Source organism: Enterobacter sp. DC4, from assembly GCF_000568095.1.
GTDB classification, from domain to species: Bacteria; Pseudomonadota; Gammaproteobacteria; order Enterobacterales; family Enterobacteriaceae; genus Enterobacter; species Enterobacter pseudoroggenkampii.
In genome coordinates, this window is record NZ_AZUB01000001.1 from 622,643 (window position 1) to 648,840 (window position 26,198).

At 55.5% G+C, this 26,198-nt stretch carries 25 protein-coding genes; 22 read left to right on the forward strand and 3 right to left on the reverse strand.

The window, feature by feature from the left end; all coding sequences use genetic code 11:
- Positions 1 to 2 precede the first annotated feature (2 nt).
- The 5 genes from flgH to flgL all read left to right on the forward strand — a co-directional run bounded on the left by flgH (position 3) and on the right by flgL (position 5,448).
- Positions 3 to 701: a flagellar basal body L-ring protein FlgH gene (gene flgH / locus P349_RS21025; RefSeq protein ID WP_032650842.1), complete on the forward strand. Its 699-nt coding sequence runs from the start codon at positions 3 to 5 to the stop codon at positions 699 to 701.
- A gap of 12 nt (positions 702 to 713) precedes the next feature.
- Positions 714 to 1,811, forward strand: a complete 1,098-nt coding sequence (locus P349_RS21020; protein WP_029740346.1) for a flagellar basal body P-ring protein FlgI — start codon at positions 714 to 716, stop codon at positions 1,809 to 1,811.
- Positions 1,811 to 2,764: a flagellar assembly peptidoglycan hydrolase FlgJ gene (flgJ, locus tag P349_RS21015; RefSeq protein WP_032650844.1), complete on the forward strand. Its 954-nt coding sequence runs from the start codon at positions 1,811 to 1,813 to the stop codon at positions 2,762 to 2,764. The genes P349_RS21020 and flgJ overlap by 1 nt, the downstream gene beginning before the upstream one ends.
- Before the next feature lie 75 nt (positions 2,765 to 2,839).
- Positions 2,840 to 4,480, forward strand: coding sequence for a flagellar hook-associated protein FlgK (flgK, locus tag P349_RS21010; RefSeq protein ID WP_032650846.1), 1,641 nt, complete (start codon positions 2,840 to 2,842; stop codon positions 4,478 to 4,480).
- A 14-nt stretch (positions 4,481 to 4,494) separates the two neighbouring features.
- Positions 4,495 to 5,448 (forward strand): flagellar hook-associated protein FlgL, encoded by a 954-nt coding sequence (gene flgL / locus P349_RS21005; RefSeq protein ID WP_024909019.1) that lies wholly within the window; start codon positions 4,495 to 4,497, stop codon positions 5,446 to 5,448.
- Between the two features lie 74 nt (positions 5,449 to 5,522).
- On the opposite strand, the gene P349_RS21000 is transcribed toward flgL, so the two are convergent.
- Positions 5,523 to 6,737 (reverse strand): MFS transporter, encoded by a 1,215-nt coding sequence (locus P349_RS21000; RefSeq protein WP_032650847.1) that lies wholly within the window; start codon positions 6,735 to 6,737, stop codon positions 5,523 to 5,525.
- A 109-nt stretch (positions 6,738 to 6,846) separates the two neighbouring features.
- Here P349_RS21000 and P349_RS20995 point away from each other — a divergent pair, with 109 nt between their 5' ends.
- Positions 6,847 to 7,785: a LysR family transcriptional regulator gene (locus P349_RS20995; protein WP_032650848.1), complete on the forward strand. Its 939-nt coding sequence runs from the start codon at positions 6,847 to 6,849 to the stop codon at positions 7,783 to 7,785.
- 41 nt (positions 7,786 to 7,826) lie between these two features.
- Here the strand turns inward: P349_RS20995 and rne are convergent, their stop codons facing one another.
- Entirely contained in the window at positions 7,827 to 10,940 is a 3,114-nt protein-coding gene (gene rne / locus P349_RS20990; protein WP_032650849.1) for a ribonuclease E, read from the reverse strand.
- A gap of 572 nt (positions 10,941 to 11,512) precedes the next feature.
- Here rne and rluC point away from each other — a divergent pair.
- Positions 11,513 to 12,460 carry a 23S rRNA pseudouridine(955/2504/2580) synthase RluC gene (rluC, locus tag P349_RS20985; protein ID WP_024909023.1) on the forward strand — a complete coding sequence of 316 codons (948 nt, stop codon included), beginning with the start codon at positions 11,513 to 11,515 and terminating at the stop codon, positions 12,458 to 12,460.
- Positions 12,461 to 12,539: 79 nt separating this feature from the next.
- Here the strand turns inward: rluC and P349_RS20980 are convergent, their stop codons facing one another.
- Positions 12,540 to 13,124 (reverse strand): Maf family protein, encoded by a 585-nt coding sequence (locus tag P349_RS20980; RefSeq protein ID WP_032650850.1) that lies wholly within the window; start codon positions 13,122 to 13,124, stop codon positions 12,540 to 12,542.
- Between the two features lie 140 nt (positions 13,125 to 13,264).
- Here P349_RS20980 and yceD point away from each other — a divergent pair, with 140 nt between their 5' ends.
- The 15 genes from yceD to hinT all read left to right on the forward strand — a co-directional run bounded on the left by yceD (position 13,265) and on the right by hinT (position 26,197).
- Positions 13,265 to 13,786, forward strand: coding sequence for a 23S rRNA accumulation protein YceD (yceD, locus tag P349_RS20975; protein ID WP_014883375.1), 522 nt, complete (start codon positions 13,265 to 13,267; stop codon positions 13,784 to 13,786).
- Between the two features lie 16 nt (positions 13,787 to 13,802).
- Positions 13,803 to 13,976: a 50S ribosomal protein L32 gene (gene rpmF, locus P349_RS20970; protein WP_003857964.1), complete on the forward strand. Its 174-nt coding sequence runs from the start codon at positions 13,803 to 13,805 to the stop codon at positions 13,974 to 13,976.
- An 80-nt stretch (positions 13,977 to 14,056) separates the two neighbouring features.
- Positions 14,057 to 15,091, forward strand: a complete 1,035-nt coding sequence (plsX, locus tag P349_RS0124035) for a phosphate acyltransferase PlsX (protein ID WP_024909025.1) — start codon at positions 14,057 to 14,059, stop codon at positions 15,089 to 15,091.
- Positions 15,092 to 15,097: 6 nt separating this feature from the next.
- A complete protein-coding gene (locus P349_RS20965; RefSeq protein ID WP_032650851.1) occupies positions 15,098 to 16,051 on the forward strand; it encodes a beta-ketoacyl-ACP synthase III in 954 nt (317 codons plus the stop codon).
- A gap of 15 nt (positions 16,052 to 16,066) precedes the next feature.
- Positions 16,067 to 16,996, forward strand: coding sequence for an ACP S-malonyltransferase (gene fabD, locus P349_RS20960; protein ID WP_032650852.1), 930 nt, complete (start codon positions 16,067 to 16,069; stop codon positions 16,994 to 16,996).
- Between the two features lie 12 nt (positions 16,997 to 17,008).
- Positions 17,009 to 17,743 carry a 3-oxoacyl-ACP reductase FabG gene (gene fabG, locus P349_RS20955; RefSeq protein ID WP_008500795.1) on the forward strand — a complete coding sequence of 245 codons (735 nt, stop codon included), beginning with the start codon at positions 17,009 to 17,011 and terminating at the stop codon, positions 17,741 to 17,743.
- A gap of 154 nt (positions 17,744 to 17,897) precedes the next feature.
- The gene (gene acpP, locus P349_RS20950; protein ID WP_003857954.1) at positions 17,898 to 18,134 is read left to right on the forward strand and encodes an acyl carrier protein; all 237 of its coding nucleotides are present in this window, start codon (positions 17,898 to 17,900) and stop codon (positions 18,132 to 18,134) included.
- Between the two features lie 91 nt (positions 18,135 to 18,225).
- Positions 18,226 to 19,467, forward strand: coding sequence for a beta-ketoacyl-ACP synthase II (gene fabF, locus P349_RS20945; protein WP_024909028.1), 1,242 nt, complete (start codon positions 18,226 to 18,228; stop codon positions 19,465 to 19,467).
- 120 nt (positions 19,468 to 19,587) lie between these two features.
- On the forward strand, positions 19,588 to 20,397 hold the full coding sequence (gene pabC / locus P349_RS20940) for an aminodeoxychorismate lyase (protein ID WP_032650853.1): 810 nt from the start codon (positions 19,588 to 19,590) through the stop codon (positions 20,395 to 20,397).
- Positions 20,398 to 20,399: 2 nt separating this feature from the next.
- On the forward strand, positions 20,400 to 21,422 hold the full coding sequence (yceG, locus tag P349_RS20935) for a cell division protein YceG (RefSeq protein WP_032650855.1): 1,023 nt from the start codon (positions 20,400 to 20,402) through the stop codon (positions 21,420 to 21,422).
- Complete coding sequence (tmk, locus tag P349_RS20930) at positions 21,412 to 22,053, forward strand: dTMP kinase (protein ID WP_024909031.1); 642 nt, start codon at positions 21,412 to 21,414, stop codon at positions 22,051 to 22,053. Before yceG ends, tmk begins: the two co-directional genes overlap by 11 nt.
- The gene (gene holB, locus P349_RS20925) at positions 22,050 to 23,054 is read left to right on the forward strand and encodes a DNA polymerase III subunit delta' (protein ID WP_032650856.1); all 1,005 of its coding nucleotides are present in this window, start codon (positions 22,050 to 22,052) and stop codon (positions 23,052 to 23,054) included. Before tmk ends, holB begins: the two co-directional genes overlap by 4 nt.
- Positions 23,055 to 23,064: 10 nt before the next feature.
- Positions 23,065 to 23,859, forward strand: coding sequence for a metal-dependent hydrolase (locus tag P349_RS20920; RefSeq protein WP_032650858.1), 795 nt, complete (start codon positions 23,065 to 23,067; stop codon positions 23,857 to 23,859).
- 297 nt (positions 23,860 to 24,156) lie between these two features.
- Positions 24,157 to 25,590 carry a PTS glucose transporter subunit IIBC gene (gene ptsG, locus P349_RS20915; RefSeq protein ID WP_023311158.1) on the forward strand — a complete coding sequence of 478 codons (1,434 nt, stop codon included), beginning with the start codon at positions 24,157 to 24,159 and terminating at the stop codon, positions 25,588 to 25,590.
- A 247-nt stretch (positions 25,591 to 25,837) separates the two neighbouring features.
- A complete protein-coding gene (hinT, locus tag P349_RS20910; RefSeq protein WP_006809243.1) occupies positions 25,838 to 26,197 on the forward strand; it encodes a purine nucleoside phosphoramidase in 360 nt (119 codons plus the stop codon).
- The last annotated feature ends 1 nt before the right edge of the window (position 26,198 follow it).

Sequence of the window (26,198 nt, forward strand, 5' to 3'; positions counted from 1 at the left end):
CAATGCAAAAAAACGCGGCGTTTCGTTATCCGATACTGACTGTTCTGGCTGTCACCCTCAGCGGGTGTGCTTTGATCCCGACCAAACCATTGGTCCAGGGTGCGACGACTGCCCAGCCCGTTCCTGGCCCTGCGCCAGTGGTAAACGGCTCCATTTTCCAGACCGCGCAGCCGATTAATTACGGCTATCAGCCGCTGTTTGAAGATCGCCGCCCGCGTAACGTCGGCGATACATTGACCATTGTGCTGCAGGAAAACGTCAGCGCGAGCAAGAGCTCGTCGGCGAATGCCAGCCGCGATGGCAAAACCAATTTTGGCTTCGATACCGTGCCACGCTATCTCGAAGGGCTGTTCGGCAACGCGCGTGCTGATGTGAACGCGTCCGGCGGCAACACCTTTAACGGCAAAGGCGGCGCGAACGCCAGCAACACCTTCAGCGGTACGCTGACGGTCACGGTTGACCAGGTACTGGTTAACGGCAACTTACATGTTGTGGGTGAAAAACAGATCGCCATCAACCAGGGCACTGAATTCATTCGCTTCTCGGGCGTGGTTAACCCTCGCACCATCAGCGGCACCAACACCGTTCCGTCCACCCAGGTGGCGGATGCGCGCATTGAGTACGTCGGTAACGGCTATATCAATGAAGCGCAAAATATGGGTTGGCTGCAGCGCTTCTTCCTTAATTTATCGCCGATGTAAGCGAGGTGACCCATGTTTAAATCGATCTTCGCCGTGGCGCTTGCGCTGGTGGCAACGTTTGCCCAGGCTGACCGTATTCGCGACCTCACCAGCGTTCAGGGCGTACGTGAAAACTCCCTGATCGGCTACGGTCTGGTGGTGGGTCTGGATGGTACCGGTGACCAGACGACCCAGACGCCGTTCACCACCCAAAGCCTGAACAACATGCTTTCCCAGCTCGGCATTACCGTGCCGGCGGGAACCAACATGCAGCTGAAAAACGTGGCGGCAGTAATGGTTACCGCGTCCTACCCGGCGTTTGCGCGCCAGGGACAAACCATTGACGTGGTGGTCTCCTCAATGGGTAACGCCAAAAGCCTGCGCGGCGGTACGCTGCTGATGACCCCGCTGAAAGGCGTCGACAGCCAGGTCTATGCGCTGGCGCAGGGGAACATTCTGGTCGGCGGTGCGGGTGCATCCGCAGGCGGAAGCAGCGTGCAGGTGAACCAGCTCAACGGTGGACGTATCACCAACGGGGCGATCATTGAGCGTGAACTGCCGACCCAGTTTGGCGCGGGCAATACCATTAACCTGCAGCTCAATAATGAAGACTTCACGATGGCGCAGCAGATTGCCGATACCATCAACCGCAGCCGCGGCTACGGTAACGCAACGGCACTCGATGCGCGCACCGTACAGATCCGTACCTCCACCGGCAGCAGCAACCAGGTGCGCATGCTGGCAGACATCCAGAATATGGAAGTGAACGTTCCGGTCCAGGATGCGAAGGTGATCATCAACTCCCGTACCGGCTCGGTGGTCATGAACCGGGAAGTGTCGCTCGACAGCTGCGCCGTGGCGCAGGGGAACCTCTCCGTGACGGTAAACCGCTCCGCGAACGTGAGCCAGCCGAATACGCCATTTGGTGGCGGTCAGACGGTGGTGACGCCGCAAACGCAAATTGATATGCGTCAGAGCGGCGGGTCACTGCAAAGCGTGCGCTCCAGCGCCAACCTGAACAGCGTGGTGCGTGCCCTGAATGCCCTGGGGGCAACGCCGATGGATCTGATGTCCATCCTGCAATCGATGCAAAGCGCGGGCTGCCTGCGCGCCAAACTGGAAATCATCTAATGCTGACCGATAGCAAACTGTTGACCAGTGCAGCCTGGGACGCCCAGTCGCTCAACGAACTGAAAACCAAAGCAGGTAAAGACCCGGCGGCGAATATCCGCCCGGTCGCCCGCCAGGTGGAAGGGATGTTTGTACAGATGATGCTGAAAAGCATGCGCGAAACCCTGCCGAAAGACGGGATGTTCAGCAGTGATTCAACGCGTCTCTACACCAGCATGTATGACCAGCAGATTGCGCAGCAGATGACTGCGGGTAAAGGCCTCGGTCTGGCTGACATGATTGTCAAACAGACCGAAGCCGCGCAGGGCATTCAGCCTCAGGAGCAGCCTCAGCAGGTGCCGATGAAGTTCGACCTGGAAACGGTGACCAGCTATCAGAACCAGGCCCTGACGCAGCTGGTGCGTAAAGCGATGCCAAAAGCCACGAGCAGCGGCGATGAGCCGCTCTCCGGTGACAGCAAAGACTTCCTGGCGCAGCTTTCTCTGCCTGCGCGCCTTGCCAGCGAACAGAGCGGCGTGCCGCATCACCTGATTCTGGCGCAGGCCGCGCTGGAGTCGGGCTGGGGTCAGCGTCAGATCCGCAAGGAAAACGGCGAGCCGAGCTTCAACATCTTCGGCGTGAAGGCCACCTCCAGCTGGAAGGGGCCGACAACGGAGATCACGACCACCGAATACGAGAACGGTGCGGCGGTGAAGGTCAAAGCCAAATTCCGCGTCTACAGCTCTTATCTGGAAGCCTTGTCCGATTATGTTGGCCTGCTGAGCCGAAATCCGCGCTATACCGCCGTTACGCAGGCGGCGACGGCGGAGCAGGGTGCTCAGGCGCTGCAAAACGCGGGCTACGCGACTGACCCGAACTATGCACGTAAGCTCACCAGCATGATCCAGCAGCTGAAATCCATGGGCGAGAAGGTCAGCAAAGCCTATAGCACAGATATCGAAAATCTGTTCTGAAAGTTCTCAAGTCCCGGTGGAGGTTGCCGATAACCTTCATCAGGACTCGTGTCTGAACGTATAAAAGGAACCCCCATGTCCAGTTTGATTAACAGTGCCATGAGTGGCCTCAGTGCTGCTCAGTCGGCACTCAATACCGTCAGTAATAATATTTCAAGCTATAACGTGGCAGGTTACACCCGCCAGACCACGGTGCTGGGCGCATCTAACAGCACGCTGACCGGCGGTGGCTGGGTGGGTAACGGGGTCTATGTCTCCGGTGTCCAGCGTGAGTATGACGCCTTCATCACCAACCAGCTGCGCGCCGCGCAGACGCAGAGCAGCGGTCTGACGACGCGCTATCAGCAGATGTCAAAAATTGACGATGTGCTCTCCGATACCACCAACTCGCTCTCCACCACCCTGCAGGATTTCTTCAAGAGTCTGCAAACGCTGGTGAGCAACGCGGAAGATCCGGCTGCACGTCAGACGGTGCTGGGGAAAGCGGGCGGTCTGGTCAATCAGTTTAAAACCAACGATCAGTATCTTCGTGACCAGGATACGCAGGTGAATACCGCCATCTCAAGCAGCGTATCTCAGATCAACAACTACGCGACGCAGATTGCGAATCTGAACGATCAGATTTCTCGTTTGACTGGCGTTGGCGCGGGGGCTTCGCCTAACGACCTGCTCGACCAGCGCGATCAGCTCGTGACTGAACTGAACAAAATCGTGGGCGTGGAAGTCTCCGTACAGGATAGCGGCACGTTTAATATCTCTCTCGGCAATGGTTACAGCCTGGTGCAGGGCAGCAAAGCCAGCCAGCTGGCTGCCGTGAAGTCCAGCGCCGATCCGGCGCGTACGACCATCGCCTACGTCGATGACGTGGCGGGTAATATTGAGATCCCCGAGAAATTTATCACCACCGGTTCTTTAGGCGGTTTACTGACCTTCCGTAATGAAGATCTGGATAAAGCGCGTAACACTCTGAACCAGATGGCGCTGGCCTTTGCCGATGCGATGAACACGCAGCATGAAGCTGGTTTTGATGCAAACGGTGATGCGGGCGGTAAGCTGTTCAACTTTGGTTCTCCTGCGGTGCTGTCCAACAGCAAGAACGGCGGATCGGCGGTTGTTACGGCCTCTGTGGCGGACAGCAAACAGGTCCAGGCGACTGACTATAAGCTGCAGTTTAACGGCACTGACTGGACGGTCACCCGCACATCAGACAAAACCAGTTTTACGATGAGCCCGGATGCCAGCGGTAATCTGTCTTTTGATGGCCTTAACGTCAACGTGAGCGGTACGGCAAATACCAAAGACAGTTTCACCGTGAAGCCGGTTTCCAACGTCATCATGAACATGGATCTGGCGATCAGCGACGAGTCCAAACTGGCGATGGCGTCGGTACAGAACGGCGGCGAAAGTGACAACCGTAACGGCCAGAAACTGCTCGATCTGCAAAACGGCAAAGTGGTGGGTGGAAATAAAACCTTCAACGATGCGTATGCTTCTCTCGTCAGTACCGTCGGTAGCACCACGGCGTCACTGAAGGTGAGCAGCCAGACGAAAGCCAATGTGGAAACGCAGTTAATCAAGCAGCAGCAGACCATCTCTGGGGTAAACCTCGACGAAGAGTATGGCAATTTGCAGCGTTATCAGCAGTATTACCTGGCGAACGCCCAGGTTCTCCAGACTGCCAGTACGCTCTTCGATGCAATTATCAACATTCGTTAAGGTTGAGGTGAATAATGCGTATTAGCACCCAGATGATGTATGAGCAGAACATGCGCGGGATCACTGATTCCCAGAGCAGATGGCTGAGCTATGGTGAGCAAATGTCCACCGGTAAGCGCGTTAACCGTCCTTCGGACGATCCTATCGCCGCGTCGCAGGCCATCGTTCTGTCGCAATCTCAGTCGCAAAACAGCCAGTTCGCGCTTGCGCGTACCTTTGCAACGCAGAAGGTCTCGCTGGAAGATAACGTGTTAACCCAGGTGAACACCGCAATCTCAAGCGTGCGCGAGAAGTTGGTTTACGCGTCGAACGGCACATTAAGCGATGACGACCGTCTTTCTCTGGCGACCGATATCCAGGGGATCCGCGATCAGCTGATGAACCTGGCCAACACGACGGATGGCAATGGTCGCTTTATCTTTGCGGGATACAAAACCGAGAGCGCACCGTTTGATGCCGTGACCGGGGATTATAACGGCGGCGCAGAGGCCATCTCGCAGCAGGTTGATACGGCGCGAAATATGACCATTAGCCATACCGGACAGCAAATTTTCGAAAGCATTACCAGTAATGCGGAACAGCTGCCGGGCGGTGGATATGGCCAGACCAACATGTTCAAAATCCTGGATTCTGCCATTGCGTCCCTGAAGACACCGATTGAGAACGATCCGGCTGCCGCAACGGCGCAAAATCAGGTGATTGCCAATGCGCAGATCGGCATCAAAAACGCCCAGAACAACGTCCTGACGGTCGTTGCGGATGTGGGAACCAAGATGAACGAGCTGGAAAAACTCGATACGCTGGGAGATGACCGCGCTCTGGGTCAGACTAAGCAGATGAGTGATCTGGTGGATGTCGACTGGAACGAAGCGATTTCCTCTTACACCATGCAGCAGGCGGCCTTGCAGGCGTCTTATAAAGCGTTTAGCGATATGCAGGGCATGTCTCTGTTCCAGCTGAACAAATAACATCTTGACCTCTTGGAACATGTCTTGAAACTGGGCATGTTTTACTGCCCAATCCGTCTGGATTGGGCATTTTTTTATGCGGCTTCTGCCGGTACGGAGGCGACACGCGCGCTTTCTATCAGACGGATGACCAGCGCAATGACGCCACAGACGGTGGCCAGCGCGACCACACCCGTCCAGCCAGCCAGCGAGTAGATATTGCTGCCTAGTGCGGAGCCCAGCGCCATCCCGATAAAGACCACCGTAAAGAGCAGGGCATTGAGACGACCACGCGCCTGCGGTTCAAGGCTGTAGACCAGGTTCTGGTGAGCGACCAGGCTGGACTGCAGACCCAGGTCGAACCCGACGGCAGAGACGGCGATCAGCATCAGCTGTCCATGAACGCTCAGCGCGGGCATCAGGAACATCAGGGCGAATGAGACGGTCACAAGGACGGCACCAAGCTGCGTGACTTTTCCTGCGCCCAGTTTGTCCGCCAGACCCCCCGCCAGCGGGGCGGCTAATGCACCGGCGGCACCCGCAATACCAAACCCACCCGCTACGGCACTGCCAAGGTGATAGCGTTCCAGCAGCATGACCGCGAGCGTTGACCAGAAGGCGCTGAAGGCAATCGACAGAAAACCCTGAGCCAGCGCCGCGCGGCGCAGCGCCGGATAACGACGCCACAGATGTTCCATTGAGCGCATCAGCGCGGGGTAGCTCAGCGTGGAGTGAATGGCAAAACGGGGAAGCACAAACCACATCATCACCCCGATGAACGCAATGCTCGCCGCCGCCAGCTGGTACATGACGCGCCAGCCAAAGGCTTCGCCCACTACGCCGCTCACGGTTCTTGATAATAAGATACCCATCAGCAGCCCGGTCATTACCGTGCCCACGGTTTTCCCCTGTTTACCTTCTGGCGCAAGAATCGCCGCAGCAGGGACGATATCCTGTGCCATGGTGGCGGCCATGCCGATGAGCAGGCTTGCCAGCAGCAGAGAATGGATCTGCCCGGTCAGGCTACAGCCGAGAAGAAACAGCGCCAGCGCTGCGCTTTTAATCAGAATTAACGTCCTGCGGTCGTGGCGATCGCCCAGGGGAAGCAGGAACAGGATACCGAGCGCATAGCCTGCCTGAGTTAACGTTGGGACCAGACCCATACCTTCAATGCTCAGATGCAGATCGGCACCCATCAGCGGCAGCAGGGGCTGCGCGTAATAGATTGATGCCACGCTGAAACCGGCCCCCAGAGCTAGCATAAAAATCACCCAGCGGCTTACAGCATGGGGAGTCGTTGTTGTGTTCATAAGTTGTTCCTCATTCGTCGTGTGCGGCTATTTTTTATCAGTATGCCTTGCGACGGTAGCGGGCCCGGTGGTAAAACGCTTATACGTTTAACGTATAAGTGAAAATGTAATGAAAAGAGCTGAGCGTATAGACAGGGTGGAGCTAATGCGGACGTTTGTCCGGATAGTGGAGGCGGGTTCCCTCTCTGCGGCGGCACGGCAGCTGGCCACCACCCAGGCCACGGTGAGCAGACGGCTACAGTCGCTGGAGACCATGCTGGGCGTGCGCCTGATACTGCGCACTACCCACACGACGCGGCTGACGGATGATGGCGAACGCTGCTACCAGCACGCTCGTCGGGTGATTGACAGCTGGCTGGCGCTGGAAGATGAGGTGGGGCAGACGGAAGATGAGCCCGTAGGCGTGCTGCGGGTGCGTGCACCCCACGCGTTTGGTCAGGATCAGCTTCTGAAACCCGTAACCGAATTTTTGCAACGCTACCCGCAGCTTTCGATTGAGTGGATGCTCAACGATCGGTCAGCTGACTTCCTCGGCGACAACCTTGACTGTGCTATTCGGGTGGGCGTGGAGGTCGATCCGGCGACCGTATCCGTGCTGCTGGCGGAAGTGCCGCGCTCGGTAGTCGCTTCTCCGGCACTGCTGGCCCGTTTTCCAGCGGTTACCACGCCGGAGGATTTGCAGCAGTTTCCCTGGATAGCGATCAGCTCTTTCTACCAGCGCCACGTGGAGCTTTTTCACGATGCCTCGCCCGCCACCGCGCGGATTGCTATTACGCCACGCCTCAGCACCGACAGCCTGTATGTCGCACGCAATACGGTGCTCACCGGTCTCGGTGTGGCGGTGGTATCCAGCTGGACGGTACAGGATGATATTCGGGAAGGGCGGCTGGTGCATTTGCTGCCGGAGTGGCAGCCAGCGGCGCTGCCGGTGCATCTGGTTTACCCCTGGTCCCGTTATTATCCGGCACGCTTGCGGCGTTTTCTGGAGCTGATGCGGCAGGTCATGCCGGAGGTCTCCGGGATGAGAAGGCCCGTGCAGCAGCCATAAAAAAAGCCGACCCTAAGGTCGGCTTTTTACTTTCAGCGTCGTTATTCGACAGACTGCGGGCGCGTTGCCGGTGCAGTCGCCTGATGCGTTGCACTGTGGCCGCCAGCAGCGCCTTTACCATCAAAGCTGAATGCCGGGCGTACCCAGTCACTGTGACGCGGAGCTTCTGGCACGTAATCCGGCGCCGGAGCGCGGGTCATCGGTGCTGTCGCCACGTGGGCAGCAGCTGGCGCAGAGACAACCGGTTCAGGTTTCACTTCAGGCGCTTTCGGTTCTTCAACAACCGGTTCAACCTCAATCTCAACGTCCTGAACGACTTCTTCAGTGGTGGTTTCAACGATAGCTTCAGCGGTGTCTTCCACTGCGGCTACAGGTTCAGCTTCTTCAGCAACTTCCTCAGCCACCACGACATCTTCTTCAGCAATAAGCTGCGGTGCGGCATCAACCGGCGCGGCAATTACTTCCGGATGAGTGGTTTCGACTTCAACTGCCTGAGGTGCTTCCGTTTCAACAACCTGAGGTTCAACCACGGTTGCCGCTTCAGTCACAACGTCTTCTACCGCTGCCGCAGGTGCAATCACCTCTTCGGTTACAGGCTGCTCTTCAACAACCTGCTCCGGGCGAGCAACCGGGTAGCGGATCCAGACTTTGCCGGAAGCCATTTCTGGCGAAGCACAGGCAATGGTCAGCGGCATTGGCGACTGAGTTGGGTAACGCTCGTCACGATAGCGACGACGGCGCTGGCCGCTGACGCGCAGATGACGTGGGGAACGGCGTGAACGGCGCGGCATACCGGCGTTATCACGGTTTTCACCGTTTTCATCCTGCTCAACGTTGTTTTCAACGACCGCTGGCAGATCAACTTTCGCCAGCTGAGTGCCGGTTGCGTTCTCGCGGGTTTCAACTGCGACAACGGTTGACTCTTCGGTTGCCTCGGAGGCGAAGCGGACTTTCTGAGCAAGTTGGCGCTGCTTACGGCGCGGCATAACCTGAGTACGTTCTTCCTGCTCGCCGTCCTGCTGTTCAACAGGCTCTTCGCGGTTCAGGTTTTTGACTTCCTGCTGTGCCTGACGCTTCTCGTCGTTACGGCGACGGTTGCGTTCACGGCGCGGCTGCTGGTCGTCACGCTGTTTGCTCTTCTCAGACTCATCGCCCGCCTGCTGGCGAATTTCACGATCTTCAACATTCTGCTGCTGTTTCTCGCGACGGTTGCGACGGTTGTCTTCGCGTTGCTCACGACCTTCATTGTTCTCAGAGCGGTTGTCGCGGTTGTCACGACGCTCGCTGCGGTCATTACGATCGCTACGGTCGTTACGATCGCGGCGGTTGTTCTGACGCTTACGGCGGTCCTGCTGGCGTTCAGGCTTGGCCGCTTTTGGCTCTTCCTTCGGCTGTTCTGGCTGAGCTTCTTCTTCAGCAAACATCTTCTTCAGCGCGCCAAAGAAGCGGCTCAGCAGACCCGGCTGCGCCGGCTGGGCTTTCGCTGCTGCTGGTTTCTGCGCTTCAGGTTTAGCCACAGGTTTTTCCAGGGCCGCTTCCGGTGGGGCTTCTGGCATGATAAAGGTCGCTAACGCAGGCTGCTCAGGCAGTTTGCGCTCGGCTGGCTCTTCATCGGAAGGCAGGGCCATCTCTTCTTCGTGCAGCTTCGGCAGCAGGTAGCTGAGCGTGGACGTCTCTTCACCTTTACGGACACGCAGCACGTGATAGTGCGGAGTTTCCATCTGGTCGTTTGGCACGATGATGCAGCGAACGCCGCCCTGACGCGCTTCAATAGCACTTACCGCAGCACGTTTTTCGTTCAGCAGGTAGGAGGCAATTGGCACAGGAACAATCGCGTGCACCTCTTTGGTATTCTCTTTCAGCGCTTCTTCTTCAATCAGACGCAGAATAGAGAGGGACAGCGATTCGTTATCACGCACGGTACCGGTGCCGGAGCAGCGCGGGCAAACGTGATGGCTGGACTCACCCAGCGACGGGCTCAGACGCTGACGGGACATCTCCAGCAGGCCAAAGCGTGAGATATGGCTAATCTGGATACGCGCCCTGTCCTGACGCACCGCTTCGCGCAGACGGTTTTCTACCGCACGCTGGTGGCGAACAGGGGTCATGTCGATGAAGTCGATAACAATCAGACCACCCAGGTCGCGCAGGCGGAGCTGGCGGGCGATTTCATCAGCGGCTTCTAGGTTGGTGTTGAAGGCGGTCTCTTCGATATCGCCGCCGCGAGTTGCACGCGCGGAGTTGATGTCGATAGCGGTCAGCGCTTCAGTGGTATCGATAACGATAGAACCGCCGGACGGCAGACGCACTTCACGCTGGAAGGCGGATTCAATCTGGGATTCGATCTGATAGTGGCTGAACAGCGGGATTTCACCGGTGTACAGTTTAATTTTGCTGGTGAAATCCGGACGACCCAGCGCGGCGATGTGCTGGCGCGCCAGTTCAAGCACTTTCGGGTTATCGATCAGAATCTCACCGATGTCCTGACGCAGATAGTCACGGAAGGCACGCACGATCACGTTGCTTTCCTGGTGGATCAGGAACGGAGCAGGGCGGCTTTCCGCTGCTTTCTGGATGGCTTCCCAGTGCTTCAGACGGAAGCTCAGGTCCCATTGCAGCGCTTCGGCTGATTTGCCCACGCCCGCGGTACGCACGATAAGACCCATGCCATCAGGCAGTTCGAGGCTTGCCAGCGCTTCTTTCAGCTCGGTACGGTCATCACCTTCGATACGGCGAGAGATGCCACCCGCACGCGGGTTGTTAGGCATCAGAACCAGATAGCTCCCTGCCAGGCTGATAAAGGTGGTCAGTGCGGCACCTTTGTTGCCACGCTCTTCTTTATCAATCTGAACGATAACTTCCTGACCTTCACGCAGAACATCTTTGATGTTTGGTCGGCCATGGGCGTTGTAGTTTGCAGGGAAATATTCGCGGGCGATTTCTTTCAGAGGGAGGAAACCATGACGCTCAGCACCGTAATCGACAAATGCAGCTTCAAGGCTTGGTTCAATGCGGGTGATTTTACCTTTGTAAATGTTCGCTTTTTTCTGTTCGTGTCCAGGACTTTCGATATCCAGATCGTACAGGCGCTGCCCATCCACAAGGGCGACACGCAACTCTTCTTGCTGAGTTGCGTTGATTAACATTCTTTTCATCGTAACTTACTCGTTATTCTTACATTGACGACAAAGCTGCGGGCAAGGTGACGCTTTCCGGGGTATGAACCGATGGCCTCGTGTCTGTTCACGTCGCCAACCTCACGGTTGTCGCTCGCTTAAGAGGCGCAGAGTGTCGGTTGCCTGTATTTCATACGGAAACACAGCGCAATTATCAGGGGAATTGCCTGGGTAGAACTCTCCAGAGAACAATCCTTATACCGGGAAGTACTGCAACCCGCAGCCCGCTAACTGCCTGAAAGATCAATACGTCTTACGCCATTGCTGCGTGGATGATCGGTCAGACAAAATTGGTCATTCCGTCAACATCCTTACTTAACCAGGATTTAACACGGAAAACAGCCTCATTATTCCACTGCTCGCCGGGTTATAGCAAGATGACTTTTACCAATTATCACCCGGTTACTCACAGTTTCTTCACTTCAGAATGGCGATTGGTTTAATAACCACCAAATCGGTTGCGCGAAACGGGGAGCAGGCCGGATAAAAGTAAATATAAGCATAGAAAAATGAGTGGCGCTAATGGCTGACGATATTTAGAATCGCCACCCATGAAAACAGAGACTCCAGCCGTAAAAATGGTTGCCATCGCCGAAGATGACGCGGGGCAACGTATCGATAACTTTTTGCGCACCCAGCTGAAAGGTGTGCCAAAGAGTATGATTTATCGCATCCTGCGTAAGGGCGAGGTGCGGGTTAACAAAAAACGCGTGAAGCCCGAGTACAAACTCGAAGCCGGTGACGAAGTGCGTATTCCGCCAGTGCGCGTGGCAGAGCGTGAAGAAGAGACCGTTTCACCAAAGCTGCAGAAAGTGGCTGCCCTGAGCGACGTCATCCTTTACGAAGATGACCACATTCTGGTGCTCAATAAACCGTCAGGAACGGCAGTCCATGGCGGTAGCGGTCTGAGCTTCGGCGTGATTGAAGGGCTGCGTGCCCTGCGTCCGGAAGCGCGCTTCCTTGAGCTGGTGCACCGTCTTGACCGCGACACTTCAGGCGTACTGCTGGTGGCGAAAAAGCGTTCCGCGCTGCGTTCGCTGCATGAACAGCTGCGTGAAAAAGGGATGCAGAAAGACTATCTGGCGCTGGTGCGCGGCCAGTGGCAGTCCCATGTAAAAGTGGTGCAGGCGCCGCTGCTGAAGAACATTCTGCAAAGCGGTGAACGCATTGTCCGCGTGAGCCAGGAAGGGAAACCGTCTGAGACGCGCTTTAAGGTTGAAGAGCGCTATGAGTTTGCCACGCTGGTGCGCTGCAGTCCGGTGACCGGTCGTACCCACCAGATCCGCGTGCATACGCAGTTTGCAGGGCACCCCATCGCCTTTGATGACCGCTATGGCGACCGCGAGTTTGATAAGCAGCTGGCGGGGACGGGACTGTCGCGTCTTTTCCTGCATGCGGCAGCGCTGAAGTTTACCCATCCGAATACCGGTGAAGTCATCCGTATTGAAGCGCCGCTGGATGAGCAGTTGAAACGCTGTCTTAAGGTTTTGCGCGGCTGATTTTGTGCCGGGTGGCGCTGCGCTTACCCGGCCTACAAAACCCGTAGGCCCATGCAAGCGAAGCGCCGCTGGGCAAAAGTCACATGATCAGCGGATTACACTCTTCTCGTCTTAACATCTGACACAAGGCAATCAGCGGTAACCCCACCAGCGTGTTGGGATCGCGACCGTCCAGCTTGTCGAACAGCGCAATCCCCAATCCTTCACTTTTAAAGCTCCCCGCACAGTTCAGCGGACGTTCCCGACGCACATAATCCACAATCTCTTGCTCGCTGAGATGGCGGAAGTGTACGTCGAACGGTTCACACTCCGTTTGCAGATGACCGGTGGCGGAGTTATAGAGCGCCAGGCCCGTATAAAAGGTCACGATAGTGCCTCGCGCGCGCAGAAGCTGCTGGCAGGCGTTCTCCTCCGTATGGGGCTTGCCGGTGATTTCGCCGTCCAGCACGCAAACCTGATCGGAGCCTATAATCAAATGCGAAGGATAGCGTGCGGCCAGCGACTGCGCTTTCTCTTTAGCAAGACGCGTTACCAGATGACGCGGTGACTCGCCCGGCTGTGGCGTCTCATCAACCTCTGGCGCGGCGCATTCAAACGGGATCCCGAGCTTTTCCAGCAGCATTCGGCGGTAGGGAGACGTGGAAGCAAGGACGAGATTTGGCATATTTTTATCACCAGATATAGCGTATCGATGCCAGCCATTTTAAACTACAGGCCGCAATGTGTGCGAATAATTGGGAAAAGGCAGCTCTGGTTGCCTTTTTCTTTGACTCTATGACGTTACAAAGTTAATATGCGCGCCCTATGCAAAAGGTAAAATTACCCCTGACTCTTGATCCGGTTCGTACGGCTCAAAAACGCCTCGATTATGAAGGTATCTATACTTCCGATCAGGCTGAGCGTATTGCCGAATCCGTAGTCAGTGTGGACAGTGATGTAGAATGCTCCATGTCGTTCGCTATCGACAACCAGCGTCTCGCCGTTTTAACCGGTGATGCAAAGGTGACGGTAACGCTCGAGTGTCAGCGTTGCGGGAAACCGTTTGTACAGCATGTTCACACAACGTATTGTTTCAGTCCGGTTCGTTCTGACGAACAGGCTGAAGCACTCCCGGAAGCGTATGAGCCGATTGAGGTTAACGAATTCGGTGAAATCGATCTTCTGGCTCTGGTTGAAGATGAAATCATCCTCACCTTGCCAGTGGTTCCGGTGCATGATTCTGAACACTGTGAAGTGTCCGAGGCGGACATGGTCTTTGGGGAACTGCCTGATGAAGCGCAAAAACCAAACCCATTTGCCGTATTAGCCAGCTTAAAGCGTAAGTAATTGAGGAGTAAGGTCCATGGCCGTACAACAGAATAAACCAACCCGTTCCAAACGTGGCATGCGTCGTTCCCATGACGCGCTGACTGCAGTTACCAGCCTGTCTGTAGACAAGACTTCTGGTGAGAAACACCTGCGTCACCACATCACCGCTGACGGTTTCTACCGCGGCCGCAAGGTTATCACTAAGTAATCACGCGCAAGCGTGATTAGGCTTAGTGAGGATTTCCCCGTGCAAACGGGGAATTTACCGAACCAGGCTGCGACGATACCTTGACACGTCTAACCCTGGCGTTAGATGTCATGGGGGGAGATTTTGGCCCTTCCGTGACAGTGCCTGCAGCATTGCAGGCACTGAATTCTAATTCGCAACTCACACTTCTTTTAGTCGGCAATCCCGACGCAATCACGCCATTACTCGCAAAAGCTGACTTTGAACAACGTTCGCGTCTGCAGATTATTCCTGCGCAGTCAGTTATTGCCAGTGATGCCCGACCTTCGCAGGCTATTCGCAATAGTCGTGGCAGCTCTATGCGGGTAGCGCTGGAGCTGGTGAAAGAAGGGCGAGCTCAGGCTTGCGTCAGCGCGGGGAATACCGGCGCGCTGATGGGGCTGTCGAAATTACTGCTCAAACCTATTGAAGGTATTGAGCGTCCGGCGCTGGTGACGGTGTTACCGCATCAGCAGAAGGGCAAGACGGTGGTGCTCGATTTGGGCGCTAACGTCGACTGTGATAGTACTATGCTGGCTCAGTTTGCCGTGATGGGATCGGTGCTGGCAGAAGAAGTCGTCGGGATCAACACTCCCCGTGTTGCGTTACTGAACATTGGTGAAGAAGAGACCAAAGGCCTGGACAGCATTCGCGAAGCGGCTGAATTGCTCAAACAGGTTCCCTCCATCAACTATATTGGTTATCTCGAAGCCAATGAGTTGTTGACGGGGAAAACGGATGTTCTGGTGTGCGATGGCTTCACCGGAAACGTAACGTTGAAGACCATGGAAGGGGTCGTGCGCATGTTTCTTTCTCTGCTGAAATCTCAGGGAGAAGGCAAAAAAAGCGCCTGGTGGCTGATTTTATTGAAGCGTTGGTTACAAAAGAGCCTGACGCGGCGATTCAGTCACCTCAACCCCGACCAGTATAATGGCGCCTGTCTGTTAGGATTGCGCGGCATCGTGATTAAGAGTCATGGCGCCGCCAATCAGCGAGCATTTGCTGTCGCGATTGAACAGGCAGTGCAGGCGGTGCAGCGACAAGTCCCTCAGCGGATTGCCGCTCGCCTGGAATCTGTATTAGCTAAAAGTGACTGAGCGTACATGTATACGAAGATTTTAGGTACCGGCAGCTACCTGCCAAAACAGGTGCGTACCAACGCCGATCTGGAAAAAATGGTAGATACATCTGACGAGTGGATTGTCACGCGCACAGGTATCCGTGAACGTCGTATTGCCGCGCCAGACGAAACCGTGTCGACCATGGGTTACGAAGCCGCACAGCGTGCTATCGAAATGGCGGGCATTGATAAAGAACAGATTGGTTTGATCGTGGTCGCCACGACGTCTGCCACGCACGCTTTCCCAAGCGCGGCGTGCCAGGTGCAAAACATGCTCGGCATTAAAGGCTGTCCGGCGTTTGACGTCGCTGCCGCGTGCGCAGGTTTCACCTATGCGCTGAGCGTTGCCGATCAGTACGTGAAATCCGGTGCCGTTAAATATGCGCTGGTGATCGGTGCTGACGTGCTGGCGCGCACCTGCGATCCTACCGATCGTGGAACGATCATTATTTTTGGTGATGGTGCGGGCGCGGTGCTGCTGGGGCAGTCCGAAGCGCCGGGTATCATCTCGACGCATCTGCATGCTGATGGCAGCTACGGCGAACTGTTGACCCTGCCTAACGCCGATCGCGTTAATCCGGACAACTCGATTTACCTGACTATGGCAGGGAACGAGGTGTTCAAGGTGGCGGTGACTGAGCTTGCGCACATCGTTGATGAAACGCTGGAAGCGAATAACCTTGAACGCTCCGCGCTCGACTGGCTGGTGCCGCATCAGGCGAACCTGCGTATCATCAGCGCGACCGCGAAAAAGCTGGGCATGTCGATGGATAACGTTGTGGTGACGCTGGATCGTCATGGCAACACCTCTGCGGCGTCGGTACCGTGCGCATTTGATGAAGCGGTACGCGATGGACGAATCAAACGGGGCCAGCTGGTCTTGCTTGAAGCCTTCGGTGGCGGGTTCACCTGGGGTTCCGCGCTGGTTCGTTTCTAGGATAAGGAATAAAAAATGACGCAATTTGCTTTTGTGTTCCCGGGCCAGGGCTCTCAAACCGTTGGGATGTTGTCTGAAATGGCAGCAACCTATCCGGTCATTGAAGAGACTTTCCGTGAAGCTTCTGATGCACTGGGTTATGATTTATGGGCGCTGACCCAGCAGGGTCCGGCCGACGAGCTGAACAAAACCTGGCAGACCCAGCCCGCGCTGCTGACCGCGTCCGTTGCGCTGTGGCGTGTCTGGCAGCAGCAGGGCGGTAAAGCCCCCGCGCTGCTCGCGGGTCACAGCCTGGGCGAATACTCTGCGCTGGTGTGTGCCGGTGTGATCGCGTTTGCTGACGCGGTACGTCTGGTGGAACTGCGCGGCAAATTCATGCAGGAAGCGGTGCCGGAAGGCACGGGCGGTATGTCTGCCATCATCGGTCTGGATGACGCTGCAATTGCAAAAGCATGTGAAGAATCTGCTGAAGGCCAGGTGGTCTCTCCGGTTAACTTCAACTCGCCGGGCCAGGTGGTTATTGCCGGTCATAAAGAAGCGGTTGAACGTGCGGGTGCGGCCTGTAAAGCAGCGGGTGCTAAGCGTGCGCTGCCGCTGCCGGTCAGCGTGCCCTCTCACTGTGCGCTGATGAAGCCTGCCGCCGAGAAACTGGCGGTTGAGCTGGAAAAAATTACGTTTAACGCACCGACGATTTCCGTTGTGAACAACGTCGATGTGAAATGCGAAACCACGCCGGAAGCTATCCGTGATGCACTGGTTCGCCAGCTCTACAGCCCGGTACAGTGGACCAAAACCGTTGAGTTTATGGCCTCTCAGGGCGTTGAGCATCTGTATGAAGTCGGCCCAGGGAAAGTCCTCACCGGTCTGACAAAACGTATTGTTGACACCCTGACAGCCTCGGCGATTAACGAGCCGGAAGCGATGTCAGCGGCACTCTCGCAATAAAAGAGGAATACCATGAGTTTTGAAGGAAAAATCGCCCTGGTCACTGGCGCAAGCCGCGGTATCGGGCGTGCAATTGCTGAAACACTGGTTGCGCGCGGCGCGAAGGTGATTGGAACAGCAACCAGCGAGAATGGCGCTCAGGCCATCAGCGAGTATCTGGGTGCAAACGGTAAAGGTCTGGTACTGAATGTGACTGAACCTGCATCTATCGAATCTGTTCTGGAAAATATTCGCGCAGAGTTTGGCGAAGTGGATATTCTGGTAAACAATGCCGGGATCACTCGCGATAACCTGTTAATGCGAATGAAAGACGACGAGTGGAACGATATCATCGAAACCAACCTGTCATCTGTATTCCGTCTGTCAAAAGCGGTAATGCGCGCTATGATGAAAAAGCGTCATGGTCGTATTATCACTGTCGGTTCTGTGGTTGGTACCATGGGAAATGCTGGTCAGGCTAACTACGCTGCGGCGAAAGCAGGTCTGATTGGTTTCAGTAAGTCGCTGGCGCGTGAAGTTGCGTCCCGCGGTATTACGGTAAACGTTGTTGCTCCGGGCTTTATTGAAACGGACATGACGCGTGCGCTGACTGATGAGCAGCGTGCGGGTACGCTGGCGGCAGTTCCGGCGGGTCGTCTTGGCGACCCTAAAGAAATCGCCAGTGCGGTTGCATTTTTAGCCTCTGACGAAGCGGGTTACATCACTGGTGAGACCCTCCACGTCAACGGCGGGATGTATATGGTTTAACCACGATGAAAAATATTTGCGTTATTAGGGCGAATGGCCTCAAAATAACGTAAAATCGTGGTACGAACTGCCGGGATTTAGTTGCAAATTTTTCAACATTTTATACACTACGAAAACCATCGCGAAAGCGAGTTTTGATAGGAAATTTAAGAGTATGAGCACTATCGAAGAACGCGTTAAGAAAATTATCGGCGAACAGCTGGGCGTTAAGCAGGAAGAAGTTGTGAACTCCGCTTCCTTCGTTGAAGACCTGGGCGCAGATTCTCTTGACACCGTTGAGCTGGTAATGGCTCTGGAAGAAGAGTTTGATACTGAGATTCCGGACGAAGAAGCTGAGAAGATCACCACCGTTCAGGCTGCCATTGATTACATCAACGGTCACCAGGCGTAAGTGAACATCTCCAGGCGGTCATTCGACCGCCTGAGTTTTATCTTTTTTAGTCCCACGAATCTCTTTTTTTATCCCTCCCTGGAGGACAAACGTGTCTAAGCGTCGTGTAGTTGTGACCGGACTTGGCATGTTGTCTCCTGTCGGCAATACCGTAGAGTCCACCTGGAAAGCTCTCCTTGCCGGTCAGAGCGGCATCAGCCTAATCGACCATTTCGATACTAGCGCCTATGCAACGAAATTTGCTGGCTTAGTAAAGGATTTTAACTGTGAAGAGATCATCTCGCGCAAAGAACAGCGCAAGATGGATGCCTTCATTCAATATGGAATTGTCGCTGGCGTTCAGGCCATGCAGGATTCTGGCCTTGTGATTACGGAAGAGAACGCAACCCGTATCGGCGCCGCTATCGGCTCCGGGATTGGCGGTCTTGGCCTGATCGAGGAAAACCATACATCTCTGATGAATGGCGGCCCGCGTAAGATCAGCCCGTTCTTCGTTCCGTCCACGATTGTTAACATGGTGGCAGGTCACCTGACCATCATGTTTGGCCTGCGTGGGCCAAGCATTTCTATCGCCACCGCCTGTACGTCTGGCGTACATAACATCGGCCAGGCCGCGCGCATTATTGCGTACGGCGATGCAGATGCTATGGTTGCGGGCGGTGCTGAAAAAGCCAGTACCCCGCTGGGTGTTGGCGGTTTCGGTGCGGCGCGTGCGCTGTCTACCCGTAATGATAACCCGCAGGCGGCGAGCCGTCCGTGGGATAAAGACCGTGACGGCTTCGTGCTGGGCGACGGGGCGGGCATGATCGTACTGGAAGAGTACGAACACGCGAAAAAACGCGGTGCGAAAATTTATGCTGAAATCGTTGGTTTCGGCATGAGCAGCGATGCTTACCACATGACGTCTCCTCCTGAGAACGGCGCGGGTGCTGCGCTGGCGATGGAAAACGCGATCCGTGATGCGGGTATTACCCCAGCACAAATTGGCTACGTGAACGCGCACGGCACCTCTACGCCAGCAGGCGATAAAGCTGAAGCTCAGGCGGTTAAGTCTATCTTCGGCGAATCTGCCAGCCGCGTAATGGTGAGCTCCACGAAGTCCATGACCGGTCACCTGCTGGGTGCGGCGGGTGCAGTAGAATCAATCTACTCCATCCTTGCGCTGCGCGATCAGGCTGTTCCGCCAACCATCAACCTGGATAACCCGGATGAAGGTTGCGATCTGGACTTCGTTCCTCACGAAGCGCGTCAGGTTAGCGGTATGGAGTACACCCTGTGTAACTCCTTCGGCTTCGGCGGTACCAACGGTTCTCTGATCTTCAAAAAGATCTGATCCTGACGTCCCGATAGCTTTTAAAAAGGTCCGCTTGCCGGGCCTTTTTTATTAAGCCTAATCTTCTTGTCGGCTGCATGACATCCTGCCAGACTAAATGCCCACGCATAAGGAGCCACCATGTTTTTAATCAATGGCCTTGAGCAGGACACGCTGCCTGCCAGCGACAGGGCGATACAGTTCGGTGATGGTTGCTTTACGACGGCGCGTATTCTGGATGGCGATGTCTGCCTGCTGGAGGCGCACATTCGACGTCTGCAGCATGGCTGTGAAAAGTTAATGATCCCCTTTACGCACTGGGACACACTGCGCCAGGAAATGTGCCTGCTGGCAACCGGGAAGGACACCGGCGTACTCAAAGTCATCATCAGCCGCGGCAGTGGTGGCCGGGGTTACAGCGCCGCATCGTGTATCAACCCAACGCGTATTCTCTCCGTTTCTGCTTATCCTGCGCATTACTCTCGCTGGCGAGAAGACGGCGTCACGCTGACGCTGAGCCCGGTTCGACTGGGACGGAACCCGATGCTGGCCGGGCTTAAGCATCTCAATCGCCTCGAGCAGGTGCTCATTCGTACTCATCTTGAACAGACGGACGCCGATGAGGCGCTGGTTCTTGACAGCGAAGGGTTCATTACGGAATGCTGTGCGGCTAATTTACTCTGGCGGCAGGGGGGAGAGGTGTTCACTCCGTCGCTGGAACACGCTGGCGTAAACGGGTTAATGCGTCAGTTTTGTCTGCAACAGCTGGCACGCTCTGGCTATCGCGTTGTCGAAGTTAGCGCAGGAGAAGCCGCGCTACAGACTGCCGATGAAGTCATCATCTGCAATGCGCTGATGCCTGTTGTACCCGTCCGTGCGTATGGCCAACAACGCTGGTCTTCGCGCGAGCTGTTTCAGTTTTTAGCCCCGATATGTGAGCAAACCAGATAGTCATGAAAAAAATGTTGCGCTTTGTCCTTATCCTCATCGTTGCGCTGGGCGTCGCTGGCGGAGCTGGCGTATGGAAAGTTCGCCAGCTGGCTGACAGCAAGATCCTGGTTAAAGACGAAACGATCTTTACCCTGAAAGCGGGAACCGGCCGCCAGGCGCTTGGGGAACAGCTCTATGGCGACAAGATTATCAATCGTCCACGGGTATTCCAGTGGTTATTGCGCGTGGAGCCTGAGCTGTCACATTTCAAAGCCGGTACCTATCGCTTTACGCCGGGAATGACCGTCAGAGAGATGCTGCAGCTGCTGGAAAGCGGCAAGGAAGCCCAGTTCCCCCTGCGATTTGTGGAAGGGATGCGCCTGAGCGATTACCTCAAACAGCTGCGCGATGCACCGTATATCAAACATACTCTAAAGGATGACAGCTACCAGACGGTGGCCGACGTGCTCAAGTTTGAGCATCCTGAGTGGGTGGAAGGCTGGTTCTGGCCGGACACCTGGATGTACACGGCAGGCACGACCGATGTGGCGATTCTTAAACGGGCGCACAAAAAAATGGTCGCCGCCGTGGATGCCGCCTGGGAAGGGCGAATGGACGGGCTGCCGTATAAAGATCAAAACCAGTTTGTCACCATGGCCTCAATTATCGAGAAAGAGACTGCCGTTGCCGCCGAGCGCGATCGAGTGGCGTCAGTATTTATCAACCGTCTGCGCATCGGCATGCGTCTGCAAACCGACCCTACCGTTATCTACGGCATGGGAGAGAGCTATGCCGGCAAGATCTCAAGAAAAGATCTGGAGACGCCAACGGCGTATAATACCTACGTGATTAGCGGATTACCGCCAGGTCCGATTGCCACGCCGAGCGAAGCGTCGCTTAAAGCCGCTGCGCATCCGGCAAAAACACCGTATCTCTATTTTGTGGCTGATGGAAAAGGGGGACACACCTTTAACACCAACCTTGCCAGCCACAATCGCTCTGTTCAGGACTATCTGAAGGCACTTAAGGAAAAAAATGCGCAGTAAATACATTGTCATTGAGGGACTCGAAGGGGCGGGTAAAACTACCGCCCGCAACGTGGTGGTGGATACGCTAAAAGCGCTTGGCGTGGCGGACATGGTATTTACCCGCGAGCCGGGCGGCACGCAGCTGGCTGAAAAGCTGCGCAGCCTGGTGCTGGATATTAAATCCGTCGGCGACGAAGTTATCACTGACAAAGCCGAAGTGCTGATGTTCTACGCGGCGCGCGTTCAGCTGGTTGAGACGGTTATTAAACCTGCCCTGGCCGGCGGCAAGTGGGTGATCGGTGACCGTCACGATCTGTCGACTCAGGCGTATCAGGGCGGAGGACGTGGTATCGACCAGACCATGCTGGCCACGCTGCGTAATGCCGTACTGGGGGATTTTCGCCCCGACCTGACGCTCTATCTGGATGTGACTCCGGAAGTGGGCCTCAAGCGTGCCCGCGCGCGCGGTGAGCTGGACCGCATTGAACAAGAGTCGTTTGATTTCTTTAACCGCACCCGTGCGCGCTATCTTGAACTTGCCGCACAGGACAGCTCAATTTGTACCATCGATGCGACGCAGTCCCTGGACGACGTCACGCGTGACATTCAGCATACCATTACGCAGTGGGTGCAGGAGCAGCAGGCATGAAATGGTATCCATGGTTGCGCCCACACTTTGAACAGCTGATCGGCAGCTATCAGGCGGGTCGGGGGCATCATGCGTTACTGATTCAGGCATTGCCAGGGATGGGTGATGATGCGTTGATTTATGCCATCACCCGTTTTCTGATGTGTCAGCAGCCGGAAGGGCACAAGAGCTGTGGTAAATGCCGTGGCTGTCAGCTGATGCAGGCGGGCACGCATCCTGACTACTACACCCTTGAGCCTGAGAAGGGCAAAAGCGCGCTCGGCATCGATGCCGTGCGGGAAGTCAGTGAAAAATTGTACGAGCACGCGCGACTGGGCGGCGCTAAAGTGGTCTGGCTTAAAGACGCCACACAGCTTACCGAGGCGGCGGCTAATGCCCTGCTGAAAACCCTGGAAGAGCCGCCGGTTAAAACGTGGTTTTTCCTCTCGTGTCGTGACCCGGGACGATTACTGGCGACGCTGCGTAGCCGCTGTCGTCTTCATCACCTGGCGGTGCCCCAGGAATCGTGGGCGCTGAGCTGGCTTGAGCGTGAGGTGACAACGTCACCTGAGAGTGCGCTGACCGCCTTGCGCCTGAGCAGCGGCGCGCCCGCGGCGGCGCTGGCATTACTGCAGCCTGACGTCTGGTCAGAGCGAGAAACGCTCTGCCGGGCTGTTGAAACGGCACTGAATAATCACGACTGGCTAAGCGTATTGCCTGCGCTTAACAGCGATCGGGTCGTTGAGCGTCTGCACTGGCTGGCCTCGTTGCTGCTGGATGCACTCAAAACTCAGCAAGGGGCAACGCTTCTGACCAACCCGGATGCGTGGTCGCTGGTGAATACGCTGGCGAACCGCCTCTCAGGGACGATTCTTCATGCGATGCTTCATGAAATTTGCCAGAGCCGAGAACAGCTTTTAAGCGTGACGGGCCTTAATCGCGAGCTTTTACTGACCGACCAGTTACTGCGTATCGAACATTACCTGCAACCCGGCGTCACACCGCCTGTTTCCCATCTCTGAGAGAGACATTATGTTTTTAGTCGACTCACACTGCCATCTTGATGGCCTGGATTATCAATCCCTGCATAAAAACGTGGATGACGTGCTGGCAAAAGCCGCTGCCCGCGATGTGAAATTCTGTCTTGCGGTGGCAACCACGCTGCCGGGCTACCGCTCCATGCGTGAGCTGGTGGGCGTTCGCGATAACGTGGTGTTCTCCTGCGGCGTGCATCCGCTGAATCAGGACGAGGCGTACGACGTTGAGGATCTGCGCCAACTGGCAGCAGAAGAGGGCGTGGTGGCGATGGGGGAAACTGGGCTGGACTATTTTTACACGCCGGAAACCAAACCGCGTCAGCAGGAGTCCTTCCGCAACCATATTCGCATTGGCCGGGAGCTGAACAAGCCGGTTATCGTCCACACCCGCGACGCGCGTGCGGATACCCTGGCGATCCTCCGGGAAGAAAACGTGACGGATTGCGGTGGCGTACTACACTGTTTCACAGAAGACAGAGAAACGGCGGGTAAGCTGCTTGATTTGGGGTTTTATATCTCGTTTTCGGGGATCGTGACGTTCCGTAACGCTGAGCAGTTGCGTGATGCTGCACGTTATGTTCCGCTCGATCGTATTCTGGTGGAGACCGATTCTCCGTATCTCGCACCGGTACCGCATCGCGGTAAAGAGAACCAGCCCGCTATGACGAGAGATGTGGCTGAGTACATGGCCGTACTGAAGGGCGTCAGCATTGATGAGCTGGCCCGCGTGACGACGGAAAACTTCTCCACGCTGTTCCATATCGACCCCGCCCGCCTGCAATCTGTCTGATACACCTGTTTTTTTTAGGCTCGTAATTAATAAGTAAAGCGAGTAAAGTTCACCGCCTCATTTGGGGCGGTGAGGGTGTTTTTAGACACATCCGGACATGCTTTTTGTAAATAACTGAAAGTTTTTCGACCGCCTTAAGCTGAAACGTGATAGCCGTCAAACAAACTCAGAGGGAATTATTTTACTCTGTGTAATAAATAAAGGGCGCTTAGATGTCCTGTCCACGGCACGGTACTCCCCCCGGGCCAATGCGTGAAAGCGTAAAAAAAGCACAAATACTCAGGAGCACTCTCAATTATGTTTAAGAATGCATTTGCTAACCTGCAAAAGGTCGGTAAATCGCTGATGCTGCCAGTATCCGTACTGCCTATTGCAGGTATCCTGCTGGGTGTCGGTTCTGCAAACTTCAGCTGGCTGCCAGCCGTAGTGTCCCACGTGATGGCCGAAGCAGGCGGTTCTGTCTTTGCTAACATGCCGCTGATCTTCGCGATCGGTGTGGCTCTGGGCTTCACCAATAACGACGGCGTTTCTGCGCTGGCTGCAGTGGTTGCCTACGGCATCATGGTGAAAACCATGGCTGTGGTTGCGCCGCTGGTTCTGCATTTACCGGCAGAAGAGATTGCCGCGAAACACCTGGCGGACACCGGTGTTCTGGGCGGTATCATCTCCGGTGCGATTGCAGCGTATATGTTCAACCGCTTCTATCGCATCAAGCTGCCTGAGTATCTGGGCTTCTTCGCGGGCAAGCGTTTCGTTCCGATCATCTCTGGTCTGGCAGCGATTTTCACTGGCGTGATCCTGTCCTTCATCTGGCCACCAATCGGCTCCGCTATCCAGACCTTCTCTCAGTGGGCTGCTTACCAGAACCCGGTTGTGGCGTTTGGTATCTACGGCTTCATCGAGCGTTGCCTTGTGCCATTCGGTCTGCACCACATCTGGAACGTTCCATTCCAGATGCAGATTGGTGAATTCACCAACGCAGCAGGCCAGGTATTCCACGGCGATATCCCACGTTACATGGCGGGCGACCCAACTGCAGGTAAACTGTCTGGTGGCTTCCTGTTCAAAATGTACGGTCTGCCTGCCGCGGCGATTGCTATCTGGCACTCTGCGAAGCCAGAGAACCGTGCAAAAGTGGGCGGTATCATGATCTCCGCAGCGTTGACCTCGTTCCTGACCGGTATCACCGAGCCGATCGAGTTCTCCTTCATGTTCGTTGCGCCGATCCTGTACGTTATCCACGCGATTCTGGCAGGCCTGGCGTTCCCAATCTGTATTCTGCTGGGTATGCGTGACGGTACGTCCTTCTCTCACGGCCTGATCGACTTCATCGTTCTGTCCGGTAACAGCAGCAAACTGTGGCTGTTCCCAATCGTCGGTGCGTGCTACGCAGTTGTGTACTACACCATCTTCCGCGTGCTGATTAAAGCACTGGACCTGAAAACCCCAGGCCGTGAAGATGCGACAGAAGACAGCAAAGCTGGCGCGACCAGCGAAATGGCTCCTGCACTGGTTGCTGCGTTCGGTGGTAAAGAGAACATCACTAACCTGGACGCGTGCATCACTCGTCTGCGTGTGAGCGTTGCCGACGTCGCGAAAGTAGACCAGCCGGGTCTGAAAAAACTGGGCGCAGCGGGCGTAGTTGTTGCAGGTTCTGGTGTACAGGCAATCTTCGGTACCAAATCCGATAACCTGAAAACCGAAATGGATGAGTACATCCGCAGCAACTAAGTTGTGACCTGGGGAGACTAAGGCAGCCGAATGGCTGCCTTTTTTATTTGTGTCGTAAAAAACGCCACTGAGACGCGCAAGCGGTCACTCTTCACTCAGCTGATGAACATTCAGGAAAGAAATCGAGGGAGGAGGTTGAAAGGACAGGAGAAACTCGCTCATACTCTTGAATTGTGTCACACACCGATCCCGGGAGTGTGTTTACAGCGGACGCATTGCGCCAGATTAAACAAAAAAGGAAAAGGTCATGGCTGAAGAAACGATTTTCAGTAAAATTATCCGTCGCGAAATTCCGTCGGATATCGTCTATCAGGATGAACTGGTGACGGCTTTCCGGGACATTTCCCCTCAGGCCCCGACGCACATCCTTATCATTCCCAATATTCTGATTCCGACTGTAAACGACGTAAAAACCGAGCATGAAGTGGCGTTAGGTCGTATGCTGACGGTGGCCGCGAAAATCGCTGAACAGGAAGGGATTGCAGAAGACGGTTACCGTCTGATCATGAACTGCAATCGTCATGGTGGCCAGGAAGTGTATCATATTCACATGCATCTGCTGGGTGGACGTCCTCTGGGGCCGATGCTGGCACATAAAGGTCTTTGAC

Coding starts and splice junctions, on each gene's coding strand:
- flgH (WP_032650842.1), top strand. CDS start 3: ATGCAAAAAAACGCGGCGTTTCGTTATCCGATACTGACTGTTCTGGCT.
- P349_RS21020 (WP_029740346.1), top strand. CDS start 714: ATGTTTAAATCGATCTTCGCCGTGGCGCTTGCGCTGGTGGCAACGTTT.
- flgJ (WP_032650844.1), top strand. CDS start 1,811: ATGCTGACCGATAGCAAACTGTTGACCAGTGCAGCCTGGGACGCCCAG.
- flgK (WP_032650846.1), top strand. CDS start 2,840: ATGTCCAGTTTGATTAACAGTGCCATGAGTGGCCTCAGTGCTGCTCAG.
- flgL (WP_024909019.1), top strand. CDS start 4,495: ATGCGTATTAGCACCCAGATGATGTATGAGCAGAACATGCGCGGGATC.
- P349_RS21000 (WP_032650847.1), bottom strand. CDS start 6,737: ATGAACACAACAACGACTCCCCATGCTGTAAGCCGCTGGGTGATTTTT.
- P349_RS20995 (WP_032650848.1), top strand. CDS start 6,847: ATGAAAAGAGCTGAGCGTATAGACAGGGTGGAGCTAATGCGGACGTTT.
- rne (WP_032650849.1), bottom strand. CDS start 10,940: ATGAAAAGAATGTTAATCAACGCAACTCAGCAAGAAGAGTTGCGTGTC.
- rluC (WP_024909023.1), top strand. CDS start 11,513: ATGAAAACAGAGACTCCAGCCGTAAAAATGGTTGCCATCGCCGAAGAT.
- P349_RS20980 (WP_032650850.1), bottom strand. CDS start 13,124: ATGCCAAATCTCGTCCTTGCTTCCACGTCTCCCTACCGCCGAATGCTG.
- yceD (WP_014883375.1), top strand. CDS start 13,265: ATGCAAAAGGTAAAATTACCCCTGACTCTTGATCCGGTTCGTACGGCT.
- rpmF (WP_003857964.1), top strand. CDS start 13,803: ATGGCCGTACAACAGAATAAACCAACCCGTTCCAAACGTGGCATGCGT.
- P349_RS20965 (WP_032650851.1), top strand. CDS start 15,098: ATGTATACGAAGATTTTAGGTACCGGCAGCTACCTGCCAAAACAGGTG.
- fabD (WP_032650852.1), top strand. CDS start 16,067: ATGACGCAATTTGCTTTTGTGTTCCCGGGCCAGGGCTCTCAAACCGTT.
- fabG (WP_008500795.1), top strand. CDS start 17,009: ATGAGTTTTGAAGGAAAAATCGCCCTGGTCACTGGCGCAAGCCGCGGT.
- acpP (WP_003857954.1), top strand. CDS start 17,898: ATGAGCACTATCGAAGAACGCGTTAAGAAAATTATCGGCGAACAGCTG.
- pabC (WP_032650853.1), top strand. CDS start 19,588: ATGTTTTTAATCAATGGCCTTGAGCAGGACACGCTGCCTGCCAGCGAC.
- yceG (WP_032650855.1), top strand. CDS start 20,400: ATGAAAAAAATGTTGCGCTTTGTCCTTATCCTCATCGTTGCGCTGGGC.
- tmk (WP_024909031.1), top strand. CDS start 21,412: ATGCGCAGTAAATACATTGTCATTGAGGGACTCGAAGGGGCGGGTAAA.
- holB (WP_032650856.1), top strand. CDS start 22,050: ATGAAATGGTATCCATGGTTGCGCCCACACTTTGAACAGCTGATCGGC.
- P349_RS20920 (WP_032650858.1), top strand. CDS start 23,065: ATGTTTTTAGTCGACTCACACTGCCATCTTGATGGCCTGGATTATCAA.
- ptsG (WP_023311158.1), top strand. CDS start 24,157: ATGTTTAAGAATGCATTTGCTAACCTGCAAAAGGTCGGTAAATCGCTG.
- hinT (WP_006809243.1), top strand. CDS start 25,838: ATGGCTGAAGAAACGATTTTCAGTAAAATTATCCGTCGCGAAATTCCG.